The organism is Nocardiopsis sp. B62, assembly GCF_018070675.1.
GTDB classification, from domain to species: Bacteria; Actinomycetota; Actinomycetes; order Streptosporangiales; family Streptosporangiaceae; genus Nocardiopsis; species Nocardiopsis prasina.
The window spans coordinates 44,671-59,489 of sequence record NZ_JAGPXK010000005.1 but is presented as its reverse complement, the minus strand read 5'-3'; the positions used below and the strand labels follow the sequence as shown (position 1 = coordinate 59,489).

Sequence of the window (14,819 nt, the reverse complement as noted above, 5' to 3'; positions counted from 1 at the left end):
ATCAGGTGGTGGACTGCCCCGGATCCGGCTTCCCCACGCCGAGGTGACGGTGGGCGAGCAGCCTCAGCAGCTCCGTTCGGGTGGGTGCGGTGATCCGCTCGAAGGGGTCGCCCCCGCCCGCCCAGCCGAGGGGTCGACGCGCCACGTACTTCTCGTGCGGTGGCTTCCCCTCGATGGTCAGCGCCCAGTGCCGGTAGAGCAGATCACAGAGGACGTGCTCCGGGACGGGCAGCTCACCGCCGGATGAGTCTTCACGCGGGGCCCGTCGCTCAGCCCGGGGACCGGCCGTGAGGTGGGGGTGGTCGGTAATGGCCTGGTCGATCGTCTGGGTTGCCAGCTCGGCGTCGTCTTCCTCCTGAGCTATGCGCAGGGCCTCGTGGATCAGTGGGAGCCGGTTGCGCAGGGTGTGCGCGTGCCACTCGGCCAGTTCCTGAGGGGTGAGGCGGGCTGGAGGGAGCAGGGCGTCCCCGACGGCGGCGAGAAGGTCCCCGGTGTAGGTGTCCAGCATCAGAGGGACACCCCCAGTCGGCGTAGCCCGGCCAGGACGGCGTGGAGGACGTCCAGGGGTGCGGTGTCCAACGGCCGTCGGGGCGAGGGGATGAGCGGCGGGCGGAGGAACGCGGCGTAGCCCCGCACGCGCCCAGCCCTGCGCGGGCGGCGGGGGCGGATGGTTTCGGAAGCCAGCCAGCCCACACTCGCCAGCTCGGACAGATTCAGGTATCGACCCATGGACGAACTCCTGGTACTCGGATGCCGGGTGGGAAGCCCAGCCAGGGAATGAGTAGCTCAGAGAACCATGAAATCCTCAGAGTATCAATGAATTCAGAAATAATTGATCATCAGATCCTGAGGATTTCATGCATTCTGTAGCCGGATGCCCGAATAGCCGACCAGCCGTAACATCCTGAGAGACACCACCCCCAAGAGAGGGCCCATGTCCGACACACAACGTCCGAGTGTTCGCAGGCGTCGCCTCTCAGAAGAGCTTCGCCGTCTCCGAGTCTCGGCTGGCATGACTCTGGAGAGCACCGCCACAGCGACCGAGTGGAGCGTCGGCAAAGTCTCGAACATCGAGACCGGAGTCAGACTTCGCCCCAGCGTCGTTGAGGTGCGCGCCCTGCTCGACGTGTACAACGTCACCGACGAAGGGCGGCGAGAAGCCCTGTTCGCGATCACGCGCCAGGCAGGGAAGAAAGGCTGGTGGACCAAGTACAGCGACGTCTTTCCGGACGAGTTCCCGGTCTTGGAATCCGACGCCACGGCGATCAGCACGTATCAGCCGATGATCATCCCCGGGCTGTTGCAGACTCCGGGCTATGTGGAGCTCCTGACGCGATCAGGGAATCTCGTACGTGACCCCATCGACATTCAACGTGTGGTCGATGCGCGACGCCGCAGACAGGAGATCCTCCGGGGCGAGGACCGCACTGAACTATGGGCGGTGATCGACGCCGGGGCCATCGAGCGGCTGAGGGCAACGCCCGACGTGTGCCGCGAGCAAGTCGGGCACCTGGCCGACCTGGCGGACAACGGTGACGGCGTCACGATCCAGGTGGTTCCGTTCAGCGCTGGCATCCACGCTGGGGCCAAGGGCAGCTTCGTACTGATGGACTTCGACGCCGCTGATCCCGTGGTCTACCTCGAAATGGACCAGGACGGCCTCTTCCTGGAGGAAACAGACGAAGTCATCCGCTACCGCAACCTGTTCAACCACCTCGTCAGCAGGTCGCTCGGCGTCGACGAGAGCGTCGCCTACCTGCGCGAGATCTTCAAGGCAGTCTGAAAGAGCACCCGTGAACCTCGTTTTCAACCCTGACGTCCTCGACTTCCGGACCTCCAGCTACAGCGACCGGAGTGACTGCGTCGCCTTCGCAGACATCCCCGGGGGCGCCGTGGTCCGCGACTCCAAGCACCCGGAGCGCGGTCACCTGCCCTTCCCCGGGACAGAATGGGTCGCACTGCTGCGCACTGCGTGACCTCAGGAACAAGAGAAGGGAGCCCCCGCGCCAGCGAGGGCTCCCCGTACTCATTCCCGCGAACACTGTACCCGTGCCGAGTGATGGGGAAGCGCCCCTCACCGAACCAATGGCGCGAGTCATGCGACCCGCACTCCGATCCTGCGAGCGAGCGAGCCTACGTCGTCGCGGATCATGCCGTTCCTGGACTCGCTGAGCCTGATCACCGCTGAGCGCGCGAACCGGTTGTACCTCGCGGTCTCGGGGGACTCCTCGCAGGCCTTGTTGAGCAGGTGGACGACCGCGATCTCCTCGCTCTGGAGATCGTGCGCACGAGCCGACTCGATCAGGTGGAAGCTCCTCCGGGTGACCGAGGGCATCGGTGCGAGCCACGCCCAAAGTCGTCAGGCGGTAAGTCGGATCGTGACAGGTTCTCGTGGAATTCAGGTACCAAGGTCCAGGTCGATCCCAGACAGCGCGCAGTCCAGACCGCCCCACCCGAGCAACCTGCTGTCCTCCACGAGCACGAAGGGGCCGCAGTAACCGCCGAGGGCTCCCCCCTGACCACGCACCGAAGTGCCGTTCCGCAGGTCCCAGACGCTGACATCACCGTCACCAGTGGCGATCATTCGCCCGTCCTCTGCGGCGTACAGGCGACCGACTGACAGCGGTGAGGCGGTCATTGACACGGGTGGGCGGAAGCGCGCTCCCTCAGTCTCGGCCCGAAGCACCGGCGCACCGTCCTCGGCAACTTCCAACAGCCGTGTCCGATCGTCGTCACGGATGATCCCGAACAGGAGGCCGTCGCTGTCGGAAACCAGCCCAACGCTGGCCGCAGGGGAGGCGTAATCGTCCCAGGAGCGTTCCGCTACGCCGGAGGAACCGGGTACGAAGGCGGCCACCAACGGGACGCCGTCCCGCGTGCCCAGCGCTACTGCCGAGTCGCCCCTCCGTTCGAGCGCGTGGATGCGGACACCTTCCCCTGAGGGCCATGGAACTGTTTCCCAGGCGTTCCCGCCAGGTTCGTAGACAAGGAATCCCGAGACACTGGCACCGTCCGCATCCGACGACCCGCCGGCGATCACGACGACGTCTCCGACGACGACGGCGTGTGCCGACGCGCGGGCCTCGGGGGCGGTGGCGGCTTCCTCCCAAGAATCCGACACCGGGTCATAGAAGGCGCCGTCGCCCCGCATGCGGGTGTCACCCGCACCGTCCTCCAGAGAGCCGAAGCCTCCCCAGACGAACATGCGCTCCCCGTACCAGACAGCGCTGTGTCGAGTACGCGCCGACAGTGGCGACGCCGTCAGAGACCTCCAGATCCCCGTCTCCGGCTCGTACGCGGCCCCGTCGGCGAAGGGGGCGTGGGCGTCGCCTGGATCACCTCCCCAGACCACGAGCTCGGTCCCCGACCACGTCAGGGCGTGGTCCCTGCGTTCGGACAGCGGGCCCCCGTCTAACCTCTCGTGGGGGAAGTCGAACACCGGTTCTCCGGGAACACCCGCGTGGCACGCTGCGCCCAGCAGCAGTGACAGCGCGACGCAGACGAAGGCGTGGGCACGGCCCCTCACAGGACGAGTTCCAGGCACTCGTCAGTTCCCTCAACGGAGGAGTGCGATACTTCCGTCGAGTGCACCCAATGCATGGTCCCGCTGGTCGTCAGATACTCCTCGGCGAGCCTTCCGGCCGCGATCGGGTCGTTGTCACCAAGTACCGCGCAGGCCTTCTCTGCTCCCAGTACGGGATCGACCGGGTCGCTCTGAGTGCCGTAGCAGGGAGCGTGCACCGACGACAGGACGAAGGCGTGGCCTTGGCCCTCAGGCAGGTTCTGTGGCCATGGCCCACCCGCCGGGCAGGCCTCGGCCAGATAGGCGAGATATCCCGGGGAGATGGACGAGATTCCATAGCGCATCCAGAACGAGTCCGAGATCTCCGCCACCACCTCGGGCGAGGCGTCATTGGAAATCTCAGCGTATGCCGAGAAGAGACACCAACGGCAGAATGGGAGATGATTTTCTGCTCAACAAGCCTACGGTCTCCAAAATAAGGGGGATATGGAGTCAATGATTTAATTATTTTACCTTTCAACCGTACCAATGAAATTCTCGGGCGTCAAACCTGGCTTCATCTGCCCAGAAAGTGCAGGTGACAGGACTAAAACCAGACCCATGAACCCACCTGTGAACACAAGACCCCTGGTGAACGGGTTATCGAACAAAAACTCGCACAAGAGGCCGACGTGCTGCTCCAATTAGGGGGCCACCCAGGCTCCGGTGCACAGCCCATCCGGTTTGACCTGGAACGGAAGAAAGCGCCGGAACGTGTGGACCAAACTTGGCGAGCACGGCCAACGAGGGGGGAACGGAGGGGCCGGTACGACAGACCTTCGTGGTTTCCGCGCCGGCTAATGGTGGTATACGCGCAGATGAGTGCGATACGGGCCGGAACACCCACAGCCCCATCGGGAGCGGGGCGGAGGATTGGGCCGAGGTCGGGGTCCCCCGACGCGTCCTGTTCCTCAAGGCAGGGGAAGCAAATCAGACCGGTTCCAGCAGCGTCGGCGAACTCACCGACGGGCAATGCCCTCACGACGGCGTCCTGGCCGAGGTCCAATTGAGATGCCACTTATTTGGACAAGTGGCTGACCTGCCTACCGGCACTGCCGTCCGTGACACCCAGAACCGCGAGGCCGGACACCTCCTCTTCCCCTGTCAGGAATGGTCAGCCCTCCTCACCGGGGTGGGCGCCGGAAGCTAGAAACACAAAAAGGCCCCAGGAACGAACCCAGGGCCTCTTCGGTGGCTACAGCGGTTCAGGAATCCGGACGCCGCATTCCTGAACCCTGTCGCGATCAGAGGTCGGTGACCTCCGCGTGAGCGGCCTTCCTGACGGCCTCCCGCCCCTGCGCCGGAGTCTCGGCGTTGAGGGCGAGGTTGGCCAGCGCGCGGCACTCCTCCTCGGTGTGCCGCGCCAGCGCGTAGCGCACGGCGGGCAGCGCCGGGGGCGCGGCGGACAGGCTGGTCACGCCCAGCCCCACCAGAACCACCGCGAGCAGCGGGTCGGCGGCGGCCTCGCCACACACCCCCACGGAACGCTCCGCCCTCTTCCCTGCCGCGCCCACCTGGCCGATCAGGCTCAGAAGCGCGGGCTGCCAGGGGTCCAGCAGGTCAGGCAGCGAACCCAGGGTGCGGTCGGCCGCCATCGTGTACTGGGCCAGGTCGTTCGTGCCGATGGACACGAAGTCCACCCGGGACAGCAGCCGGTCCGCGAGAAGAGCCGCGGCGGGCACCTCCACCATCACGCCGACCTCGGTGATCCCCGCTTCACGGGCGAGGTTCGCGAACTCCTCGGTCTCGGCGGGCGTGGACACCATCGGCGCCATCACCCGGACCCGGGTGTGCTCGCAGGCCTTCGTCGCGGCCGCGATGGCCGTGAGCTGGTCGGAGAGCAGGTTCGGGTGCACCCGGGTGGTGCGGAAGCCACGCACGCCCAGCGCCGGGTTGTCCTCCTCGCCGGTGTCGGCGAAGGCCAGCGGCTTGTCCGAGCCAGCGTCCAGGGTCCGCACGGTGACGGTGCGGCCCTCGAAGGCGCGGAACAGCTTGGTGTAGGACTCGGTCTGCTCGGCGACCGTGGGCGGCTCGGCCCTGTCGAGGAACAGGAACTCGGTGCGCAGCAGGCCGATGCCCTCGCTGTCGTGCGCACCGGCCTCGTCCGGGTCGCCCTCGCCCGCGTTGAGCAGCAGCGAAACCGAAACACCGTCGGACGTGCGGCCGGGACCGGAGCTCTGCGCCAGCACGGCGCGGCGCCGCTCGGCCCGCAGGCGAACCCGCTCGGCCACCTCGGGGTCCGGGTCCACCTCGACGGTTCCCTTGTCCCCGTCCACGGCGACGAGCGTGCCGTCGGTCAGCTCCTCCGCCCCCGGACAGCCCACCACGGCGGGCAGACCCAGGGAACGGGCGAGGATGACGGTGTGGCTGGTGGGACCACCGAGGCGAGTGACGATGGCCTTCACCTGGCTGGTGTCCAGGCGCACGGTGTCGGCGGGCGCGAGGTCCTCGGCCACCAGCACGTGCGGGTGACCGGGGTCGGGCAGCCCGGGCATGGGCAGCCCGAGCAGGACAGAGACCGCACGGTCCCGGATGTCGGCCAGGTCGGCGGCACGCTCGGCCAGGTAGCCCCCAGCGGCCAGAAGCAGGTCCTGGTAACGGCCACAGGCGTCCCGCACCGCCCACGCGGCGGCCCGGTTCTCGGTGATGCCCTCCTCGACCTGGCGCCGCAGCTCCGGGTCGCGGGCCATGAGCGCCTGCGCGTTGAGCACGGCGGCCGCCTCACCGTCGAGCCCGGCGGCCCGGCCTTCGAGGTCGGTCGCCACGCTCTCCAGGGCGGCGCGCGCCGACTCCTGCTCGGCGGCGACGTCCGTGACCTCGGGCTCGGTCTCCGGCAGTGACGGTGGGGCCGCCATCCTGGCCACCGGAGCGACGGCCCCACCCGGACCAGCCGCGATGCCTTCCAGTGCCCGGGTGGGGTTCGTCTGCTCCATGTGTGCTCTCCTGAGGGGGTCTGTTTTCGAGTAGCTACCCGGAAACGGTCTGGTGTGCCGGACCGAACCGGGGAAGGGTCAGCGTCAGGGCTGGATGGTGACCTTGACGGCCGTGCCCGAGGCCACGGTCTCGATCGCCTTGTGGACGTCCGACAGCGGCATCCGCTCGGTGATGAGGTCGGCGACCGGGACGGCACCCGAGGAGATCAGTTCGAGGGCCCGCTTGTTGTGCTCGGGGCTGGAGCCGTTGGCACCGAAGATCGAGATCTCCTTGTAGTGCACGACGTTGGCGTCCAGCTGGATGATGGGCGCGTCCTTGGGCAGGCCGCCGAAGAAGCTGATCCGGCCGCTGCGCGACACCATGCGGAGCGCGTCCTCCTGGGCCTTGCCGGAGGCGGCGGCGGTGATGACCACGTCGGCGCCGCGCTCACCCGTGAGGCGCAGGACCTCGGCGACGGCGTCGGTCTCCTCGCCGCAGATCGAGGCGTCCGGCTCCACGATGGCGGCGGACATGTCCAGGCGGCCGCGGTTGAGGTCCACCAGGTACACCTTGGCCGCGCCCTTGGCCCGGGCCAGCCGCACGTGCAGGCAGCCGATCGGACCGGCGCCCATGACCACGACCGTGTCGCCCTCGCCCACACCGGCGATCTCCTGGCCGTTGAGCACGCAGGCCAGCGGCTCGGCCACGGAGGCCTCGGCGAGGTCGATGTTGTCCGGCACGCGGTTGACGCCGTCCACCGCGAGGACGGCCTCGGGGATGATCATGTACTCGGCGAAACCACCGTCGTAGTGGTAGCCCATGGACTCCTGCTTGGAGCAGACGGTGAAGCGGCCGTCGGAGCACTCCACGCACTTCCCACACGGGATGGCCGCGATGACCTGGACCCGGTCGCCCTCGGCCCAGCCGTCGACGCCCTCGCCGACCTCGACGATCCGGCCCGCGATCTCGTGGCCGATGACCCGGGGCGGGCGGATGTGGTGGTGGCCGTGCTTGGAGATCTTCACGTCGGTGCCGCAGGTGGAGCAGTTGGCGACGGCGATCTTGAGCTGCCCCGGTCCGGGGGTGGGCTCGGGTGCCTGCTCCAGACGGATGTCACCTGGGGCGTAGAAGCGGGCGACGAGCATGTTCGGGCCTTTCTGGTGGGGCTTGGCCGGGGCGGGTTCTCCGCCCCGACCGGTGGAGCGTCTGTTCGGTGGTGGGGGATCAGCCCGCGGCGGGCGCGAGGAGCTCGAGGACGTCCTCGACGCTGGTCGCTCCGCGCAGGCTGGCAGCGCGCTCGGGGTCGGTGAGGACCCCGGCCAGCGAGGACAGCACCTTGAGGTGCTCGTCGCCTGAGGCCGCGATGCCGATGGCGACGTGCACGGTGGGCCCGCCCCAGTCGATCCCCTCCGGGAACTGGATCACGGCCAGGGCCGTCTTCTTGACCATCGTCCGCGAGGCGTCGGTGCCGTGCGGGATGGCCACCCCCTCCCCCACGAAGGTGGGGATGGAGGCCTCGCGCTCGTGCATGGCGGGCACGTAGCCGGGTTCGACGGCGCCGAGCTCCACGAGGAGGGCCCCGCACTGGTCGATGGCGTCGGCGCGGTCCTTGGCGGTCCCGCCGAGCCGCACCGACTCGGCGGTGAGGGTGAGGTCAGTCGCCAAGGGTGCCACCGTCCCGGATGGCCGCCTCCACGCGGGCGAACGCCGGGTCGCCGAGGAACATCTGGAAGGGCACGACCACGGTGTCGCCCGCCCGGTGGCGGGCGCGGTCGACGAGACCGGCGTGACAGAGGACGAGGTCGGCGTCCTCGGGGATGCGGTCGACCGGCGAGTGCTCGACGGTGACGCCGTGGGGCGACAGGCTCTTCTTGAGCTGCGAGGTGAGCAGGACGCTGCTGCCCATCCCGGCGTCGCAGGCGACGACGACCTTCTTGATGTCGGAGCCTTCGATGGTGGCCATGAACGGTTCTCCCAGTTCTGTGGTGGTTGGGGTTTCGGTGGGCTACTCGCCCTTGTCTGCCTTGGCCTTCTCCGCCTCGGCGGCCTCCCGCTCAGCCTTGCGCTCGGCCCGGCCGAAGCCGAGGAGCAGCGAGGCGACGGCGAACGACGCGAGCGTTCCGACCAGGACTCCGGCCAGGACCCCGATGTGGTCACCGCGCGGGGTGACCGCCATGAGGGCGAAGATACTGCCGGGCGCCGGGGTGGCGAGCAGGCCGACGTCGAAGAGGAGGAACGTGGTGATGCCGGACATGCCGCCGGCGATCGCCGCGAGGATGAGCTTGGGCTGGGCGAGGATGTACGGGAAGTAGATCTCGTGGATGCCACCGAAGAAGTGGATGATGATCGCACCGGGGGCGGTCGCCCTGCTCAGCTTCGGGCCGAAGAGCATGCAGGCCACAAGGATGCCCAGACCCGGGCCGGGGCTGGTCTCGATGAGGAACTCGATGGCCTTGCCCTGGTCGGCGACCCGCACCACGCCCAGGGGTCCGAGGACACCGTGGTTGATGGCGTTGTTGAGGAACAGGACCTTGGCGGGCTCGATGAGGATCGAGACCAGCGGCAGCAGCGACAGGTCGATGAGGAACTGCACGCCCCGGCCGAGCCAGGAGGCGATGGTCGTGACCACCGGGCCGATGGCGTAGAGCCCCGTGATGGCCATGAGGCCACCGAGGATGCCGGCGCTGAAGTTGTTGACCAGCATCTCGAAGCCGCTGGGGGTCCTGGGCTGGAGGACCTTGTCGATCTGCTTGATCAGGTACGCGGCGAGCGGACCGGCCAGCATCGCGCCGAGGAACATCGGGATGTCGGCGGAGACGATCACACCGATGGTGGCGATGGCGCCGACCACGCCGCCGCGCTTGTCGTAGATGAGGTGACCGCCGGTGTACCCGATCAGCAGCGGCAGCAGGAAGCCGATCATCGGGTCGACGAGCTGGGCCATGTGCTCGTTGGGCCACCAGCCGTCAGGGATGAACAGCGCTGTGATGAGGCCCCAGGCGATGAACGCGCCGATGTTGGGCATCACCATGCTCGCCAGGAAGCCGCCGAAGCGCTGGACTCCCGAGCGCACGTTGACGAGTCTGCTCTGCTGGGTTGACATGGGGGAACCTCCTGGGAGGTCCGGCGGGCGGTCTGCCTCGGCCGGGGAGAGAGTGATGGTGGGGTGGTCAGACGGCGCGGACGTTGGGACCGGCCGTCTCCAGTTCGTCCGCGAGTCCGTCGGCGAGTCCGTTGTCGGTGATGACGAGGTCGAGGTCCTCGACAGCGGCGAAACGGGCGAAGTGGTCGTTGCCGACCTTGGTGTGGTCGGCGAGGAGCACGGAGCGCCGAGAGGAGGCGATCATGGCCCTCTTGACTTCGGCCTCGGCCGGGTCGGGGGTGGTCAGGCCTCGTTCGACGGACACTCCGTTGGAGGCCATGAAGGCCACGTCGACGTAGCACTCGGCGAGGGCGCGCAGGGCCCAGGACTCGACGCTGGCCTGGGTCCGGGTACGGATGCGGCCGCCGAGAAGCATGAGGTTGATGTTGGTTCGTGGGGTGAGGGTGAGAGCTATTGAGAGGGAGTTGGTGACGACGGTGAGCTCGCGGTCCGTGGGCAGCTGTTCGGCCAGACGCCCCGTGGTGGATCCCGCGTCCAGGAGGATGGCGCCCTCGTCCGGAAGTTCGGCGAGCGCGGCCTTGGCGATCCGCTCCTTCTCCTGGGTCATGACGGAGTCGCGCACAGTGAGAGCGGGCTCGAAACCCAGTCTCTCAACGGGGATCGCGCCACCGTGGACCCTGCGCAGGACCCCGTGCCGCTCAAGGGCGGTGAGGTCACGGCGGACGGTCTCGTAGGTCACGTCGAACTCCGAGGCGAGCCCCGTCACGTCGACCCGGCCGTCGTGCCGGGCGCGTTCGAGGATCACCTTCTGGCGTTCTTCCGCGTACATGTTGGATCACCTGTGTTTCGGTGTGGTTTTCGGTGAGTTTAATGGTGTTGCATGGGACACACAAGGGGTATCTCCCCCCAATATCCCAGCAACCCCACCAGGTTGTCAGGAGAAGGATCATCCGACCCTCGGGCGTTGTGACCAGGAGACAGCACGGGTCACCCGACCCTCGGTCCACCGAGGAGCATCCATCCGATCCGCGTCACACCATTGACACACACAGACAAACACACATAATCAAAGACAGAACCACATCCCCCATGGAGCCACCCACCAGCCAGCGGAACCCCACCTCCTCGGGCGCACCCTTCCACTGCGGAGGCACCCGGACCGGGCGCGTCACACCCCTCGAAGAGAGCACCCATGATCCTGACCCTCACCCCGAACCCGAGCGTCGACCACACCCTTGAGGTCGACCGCCTCGTCCGAGGCGAGGTGCTCCGCGTGCGCGACACCCGCTCTCAGGCGGGCGGCAAGGGAGTGAACGTCTCCCGAGCCCTGTTCGGCAACGGGGTCACCACCCGCGCGCTCCTCCCCGTCGGCGGTGGCGGTGGGGCCGAACTCGTCACCCTCCTCGGCGACCTGCCCCGCGTCACCGTGCCCATCGCCGGAGAAACCCGCGGGAACGTCACCGTCACCGAGTCCGACGGCACCACCACCAAGCTCAACGCGGCCGGCCCCGTGATGTCCCCCGAGGAGGTCGAGGCCCTGCTCGGCGCCCTGGAGGACGAGCTGACCCGCTCCCCCGCCTGGGTGGTGGCGAGTGGCAGCCTCCCCGCCGGGGTCCCCGAGGACCTCTACGTGCGGGTCGCGAGCCTGGCCTCCGCCCACGGCGTGCCCCTGGCCCTGGACACCTCCGGTGCGCCGCTGACCGCCGCCGCCAAGGCCGGATCCATCACCCTGCTCAAGCCCAACCAGGAGGAGCTCGCGGCGCTGGTCGGCCGCGAGCTGACCACCCTCGGCGACGTCACCGAGGCGGCCCGTGAGGTCCTCGCCTGGGGAAACGAGTCCGCCCTGGTCACCCTGGGCGGCCACGGAGCGCTCCTCGTCACGGAGCGGGACGTACGTTGGGCACGCGGCCCCCGGGTACGCACCCGGAGTACCGTGGGCGCGGGCGACAGCGCGCTCGCGGGATTCCTCGCCGGAGACGGCTCCCCTGAGGAGCGCCTCCGTCAGGCCGTGGCCTGGGGGACCGCGGCCGTCGCGCTTCCGGGAACGACCGTCCCCCACCCCGACGACGTCGCCACCGACGGCGTCAGCGCGGCGACCGAGCCCGACCCGGACTGGCGCATCGAACCGTCGTCGTGACCACCCGTTCCACAGCAACAGCCATCGACCACCGTGACCGGGGCCGGACCTCCCGGCCCCGCCCGACACCCCCAAGGACTGACATGCCCGAGCGCACCGTTGTCATCGGATCCCTCCTCGGCCTGCACGCCCGGCCCGCGACACTCTTCGTCCAGGCGGTCAACGAGACCGGTCTGCCCGTGACCGTCTCCCGCGCGGACCACAAGCCGGTGGACGCCCGCAGTGTGCTGGCGGTCATGGCGATGGGGGCCTCGCACGGCGAGACCGTCACGCTGACCTGCGAGGAAGAGAGCTCGGACGCGGCCCTGGACGGGCTGGTGGAGATGCTCGGCAAGGAACTGGACCCGAAGTAGCCGGGACCGGGGCGGGCGGCCGTCCCCGCCCGCCCCTCCAGGCCGACCCTCCGCCGGGCAGGGCGGACCCGCCCCCAAGCCGACTGGCCGCTCCAGGCCGACCCGCCCCCTCAGATCAGCCCGCCGTCGAGTAGACGGACGGCCTCCTCGCGCATCTGGACCTTGCGGACCTTGCCGGTGACCGTCATGGGGAACTCGTCCACCACGTGGACGTAGCGCGGGATCTTGTAGTGCGCGATCCGGCCCTCGCAGAAGGCGCGCAGGGCCTCGGCGGTGAGGGGTTCGGCGCCGTCGCGCATGCGCACCCACACCATGAGCTCCTCGCCGTACCTCGGGTCCGGGACCCCGATGACCTGGGCGTCCAGCAGGTCGGGGTGGGTGTACAGCACCTCCTCCACCTCCCGCGGGTAGATGTTCTCGCCGCCCCGGATCACCATGTCCTTGATGCGGCCGGTGATGTTCACGTAGCCGTCGTCGTCCATGACGGCGAGGTCGCCGGTGTGCATCCAGCGGCCCGCGTCGACCGCCTCGGCCGTCTTGTCCGGCTGGTTCCAGTAGCCGAGCATCACCGAGTAGCCCCGGGTGCACAGTTCGCCGGGGACGCCGCGAGGGACCGTGACCCCGGAGGCCGGGTCGATGACCTTCACCTCCAGATGCGGCCCGACCCTGCCCACGGTGGACACCCGGCGTTCCAACGAGTCGTCGGTCCGCGTCTGGGTGCTCACCGGGGAGGTCTCCGTCATCCCGTAACAGATCGACACCCCGGCCATCCCCATCCGGTCGATGACCTGGCGCATCACCTCGACCGGGCAGGGTGACCCGGCCATGATCCCGGTGCGCAGCGTGGAGAGGTCGTAGGAGTCGAAGTCGGGCAGGGCCAGCTCGGCGATGAACATGGCGGGCACGCCGTAGAGCGAGGTGCAGCGCTCCGCCTGGACGGCGTCGAGCGCGGCGGCGGGGTCGAACCCGGGGCCCGGGATGACCATGCACGCGCCGTGGCTGGTGGCAGCCAGGTTTCCCATCACCATGCCGAAGCAGTGATAGAAGGGCACGGGGATGCAGATCCGGTCGGCCTCGGTGTATCCCAGCAGCTCACCGACGGAGTAGCCGTTGTTGAGGATGTTGTGGTGGGAGAGGGTCGCGCCCTTGGGGAACCCGGTCGTGCCGGAGGTGTACTGGATGTTGACCGGATCGTCCGGGGAGAGCGTGGCCTCGACCGCGGCGAGTCGGTCCGGATCGCCCCCGTCACCGGCGGCGAGCAGCGCCGCCCAGGCCGGGCCGTCGAAGAGCACCACCTCGCGCAGCTCGGGGCACTCGCCGCGCACCTGCTCGATCATCGCGGCGTAGTCGGAGGACTTGAACGAGGGCGCGGCGACCAGCACCGAGATCCCCGCCTGGTTGAGCACGTACTCCAACTCGTGGGTGCGGTAGGCGGGGTTGATGTTCACCATGACGGCGCCGACGCGGGCGGTCGCGTACTGCACGAGGACCCACTCGGACCGGTTGGGCGCCCAGACGCCGACCCGGTCCCCCTTCACCACGCCGAGGTCGAGCAGTCCCAGCGCCACCCGCTCGACCTCCGCGCCGAACTCCCGGTAGGTGAGCCGGAGCCCGGAGGCCCGGTCCACCAGGGCGTCCCGGTCGGGGTGCGCGGCCACGGTCCGGGCCAGGTCGCCGCCGATGGTGTCGCCGAGCAGAGGGGTGGTGGAGGTGCCGGAGGCGTAGCTGGGAAGGGCGGCGTTCACACTCAAGTCCAGGCTCCTAGCCGTGCGGGACAGTGGATCCCACGCCCGGAGGTGTGCTGCCGCACCCCGCCGGGCGTGTAAGCCAGATCACACCTATCACGCGCCCCGGCCCGGGGGAAGGCCTTCCCCTCCGCCCCGGGACGACGCCTACTCCTTGACTCGGTGCACCTTGTGCGCGGCCGCCTGGGCGCGCGGACGGACCACGAGCAGGTCGACGTTGACGTGCGGCGGCCGGGTGATCGCCCACACGATGGTGTCGGCCACGTCCTCGGCGCTCAGCGGGTCCGGAACCCCGGCGTACACGGCCTCGGCGCGCTCGGCGTCCCCACGCAGGCGGTTGAGGGAGAACTCCTCGGTCTTGACCATGCCGGGGGCCACCTCCAGGACGCGGACCGGTTCCCCGCACAGTTCCAGGCGCAGGGTGGCGGCCAGGGTGTGGGCTCCGTGTTTGGCGGCCACGTAACCGCCGCCGCCCTCGTAGACGCCGTGTCCGGCCACGGAGGAGACGACCAGGACGGTGCCGTCCCCGCTGGCGATGAGCTTGGGCAGCAGGGCCTGGGTCATGTTGAGCACGCCCAGGACGTTGACCTCGTACATGCGCCGCCAGTCGGCGGGGTCGCCGTTGGCGACGGTCTCGGTGCCGATCGCGCCGCCCGCGTTGTTGACCAGGACGTCGCAGGAGCCCAGTTCCTCGGCGAAGGCGTCGACGGCCGCGCGGTCAGTGACGTCGAGGACCCGGGCGCGGGCCGAGTGACCGCTGCCGGTGATCTCCTCGGCGAGCGCCTCGATCCGGTCGGCGCGGCGGGCCACCAGGACCACCTCGTAGCCCTCGGCGGCGAGCCCGCGAGCGGTGGCGGCACCGATCCCGCTGCTGGCTCCGGTGACGACCGCGGTCGCTGTCATGTGGTTCCTCCCAAGGTCAGGTGTCGCGCCGAGCGTATCCGGGGACGGGGTCCCCACCGCGTGGCGGGGCCGCCGTGTCCGCAAGGGCCGGGACGACCCCGGG

General features: G+C 69.0%; 18 protein-coding genes. 5 read left to right on the top strand and 13 right to left on the bottom strand.

Annotation, left to right across the window (positions count from 1 at the left end; genetic code table 11):
• Position 1: 1 nt before the first annotated feature.
• Entirely contained in the window at positions 2–508 is a 507-nt protein-coding gene (locus KBX21_RS07665; RefSeq protein ID WP_210841472.1) for a hypothetical protein, read from the bottom strand.
• The gene (locus KBX21_RS07660; RefSeq protein ID WP_210841471.1) at positions 508–729 is read right to left on the bottom strand and encodes a hypothetical protein; all 222 of its coding nucleotides are present in this window, start codon (positions 727–729) and stop codon (positions 508–510) included. Before KBX21_RS07660 ends, KBX21_RS07665 begins: the two co-directional genes overlap by 1 nt.
• Positions 730–934: 205 nt before the next feature.
• Between KBX21_RS07660 and KBX21_RS07655 the strand changes: the two genes are divergently transcribed.
• Positions 935–1,783 (top strand): helix-turn-helix transcriptional regulator, encoded by an 849-nt coding sequence (locus KBX21_RS07655; protein ID WP_210841470.1) that lies wholly within the window; start codon positions 935–937, stop codon positions 1,781–1,783.
• A gap of 10 nt (positions 1,784–1,793) precedes the next feature.
• Positions 1,794–1,976: a DUF397 domain-containing protein gene (locus KBX21_RS07650; protein ID WP_210841468.1), complete on the top strand. Its 183-nt coding sequence runs from the start codon at positions 1,794–1,796 to the stop codon at positions 1,974–1,976.
• 119 nt (positions 1,977–2,095) lie between these two features.
• Here KBX21_RS07650 and KBX21_RS07645 read toward each other — a convergent pair whose 3' ends face one another.
• The 3 genes from KBX21_RS07645 to KBX21_RS07635 all read right to left on the bottom strand — a co-directional run bounded on the left by KBX21_RS07645 (position 2,096) and on the right by KBX21_RS07635 (position 3,894).
• Complete coding sequence (locus KBX21_RS07645; RefSeq protein ID WP_210841467.1) at positions 2,096–2,335, bottom strand: hypothetical protein; 240 nt, start codon at positions 2,333–2,335, stop codon at positions 2,096–2,098.
• A gap of 63 nt (positions 2,336–2,398) precedes the next feature.
• Positions 2,399–3,439 carry a hypothetical protein gene (locus KBX21_RS07640; protein ID WP_210841466.1) on the bottom strand — a complete coding sequence of 347 codons (1,041 nt, stop codon included), beginning with the start codon at positions 3,437–3,439 and terminating at the stop codon, positions 2,399–2,401.
• An 83-nt stretch (positions 3,440–3,522) separates the two neighbouring features.
• A complete protein-coding gene (locus KBX21_RS07635) occupies positions 3,523–3,894 on the bottom strand; it encodes a hypothetical protein (protein WP_210841464.1) in 372 nt (123 codons plus the stop codon).
• A 449-nt stretch (positions 3,895–4,343) separates the two neighbouring features.
• Here KBX21_RS07635 and KBX21_RS27200 point away from each other — a divergent pair, with 449 nt between their 5' ends.
• Positions 4,344–4,712 (top strand): DUF397 domain-containing protein, encoded by a 369-nt coding sequence (locus KBX21_RS27200; protein ID WP_374225706.1) that lies wholly within the window; start codon positions 4,344–4,346, stop codon positions 4,710–4,712.
• 94 nt (positions 4,713–4,806) lie between these two features.
• Here KBX21_RS27200 and ptsP read toward each other — a convergent pair whose 3' ends face one another.
• The 6 genes from ptsP to KBX21_RS07600 form a co-directional block, all read right to left on the bottom strand.
• The gene (ptsP, locus tag KBX21_RS07625; protein WP_210841463.1) at positions 4,807–6,495 is read right to left on the bottom strand and encodes a phosphoenolpyruvate--protein phosphotransferase; all 1,689 of its coding nucleotides are present in this window, start codon (positions 6,493–6,495) and stop codon (positions 4,807–4,809) included.
• Between the two features lie 84 nt (positions 6,496–6,579).
• Positions 6,580–7,620 carry a zinc-dependent dehydrogenase gene (locus tag KBX21_RS07620; RefSeq protein WP_049569560.1) on the bottom strand — a complete coding sequence of 347 codons (1,041 nt, stop codon included), beginning with the start codon at positions 7,618–7,620 and terminating at the stop codon, positions 6,580–6,582.
• Between the two features lie 79 nt (positions 7,621–7,699).
• Positions 7,700–8,140: a PTS sugar transporter subunit IIA gene (locus KBX21_RS07615; protein ID WP_017544102.1), complete on the bottom strand. Its 441-nt coding sequence runs from the start codon at positions 8,138–8,140 to the stop codon at positions 7,700–7,702.
• The gene (locus tag KBX21_RS07610; RefSeq protein ID WP_017544103.1) at positions 8,130–8,438 is read right to left on the bottom strand and encodes a PTS lactose transporter subunit IIB; all 309 of its coding nucleotides are present in this window, start codon (positions 8,436–8,438) and stop codon (positions 8,130–8,132) included. The genes KBX21_RS07615 and KBX21_RS07610 overlap by 11 nt, the downstream gene beginning before the upstream one ends.
• Before the next feature lie 42 nt (positions 8,439–8,480).
• Complete coding sequence (mtlA, locus tag KBX21_RS07605; protein ID WP_049569563.1) at positions 8,481–9,578, bottom strand: PTS mannitol transporter subunit IICB; 1,098 nt, start codon at positions 9,576–9,578, stop codon at positions 8,481–8,483.
• A 67-nt stretch (positions 9,579–9,645) separates the two neighbouring features.
• Positions 9,646–10,407: a DeoR/GlpR family DNA-binding transcription regulator gene (locus tag KBX21_RS07600; RefSeq protein ID WP_017544105.1), complete on the bottom strand. Its 762-nt coding sequence runs from the start codon at positions 10,405–10,407 to the stop codon at positions 9,646–9,648.
• Between the two features lie 363 nt (positions 10,408–10,770).
• On the opposite strand from KBX21_RS07600, the gene pfkB reads away from it, so the two are divergent.
• Positions 10,771–11,715, top strand: coding sequence for a 1-phosphofructokinase (gene pfkB / locus KBX21_RS07595; protein ID WP_210841462.1), 945 nt, complete (start codon positions 10,771–10,773; stop codon positions 11,713–11,715).
• An 83-nt stretch (positions 11,716–11,798) separates the two neighbouring features.
• Complete coding sequence (locus KBX21_RS07590) at positions 11,799–12,068, top strand: HPr family phosphocarrier protein (protein ID WP_049569569.1); 270 nt, start codon at positions 11,799–11,801, stop codon at positions 12,066–12,068.
• 110 nt (positions 12,069–12,178) lie between these two features.
• On the opposite strand, the gene KBX21_RS07585 is transcribed toward KBX21_RS07590, so the two are convergent.
• Complete coding sequence (locus KBX21_RS07585; protein ID WP_374225705.1) at positions 12,179–13,813, bottom strand: AMP-binding protein; 1,635 nt, start codon at positions 13,811–13,813, stop codon at positions 12,179–12,181.
• A 147-nt stretch (positions 13,814–13,960) separates the two neighbouring features.
• On the bottom strand, positions 13,961–14,716 hold the full coding sequence (locus KBX21_RS07580) for an SDR family oxidoreductase (RefSeq protein WP_210841460.1): 756 nt from the start codon (positions 14,714–14,716) through the stop codon (positions 13,961–13,963).
• Positions 14,717–14,819: the final 103 nt, after the last annotated feature.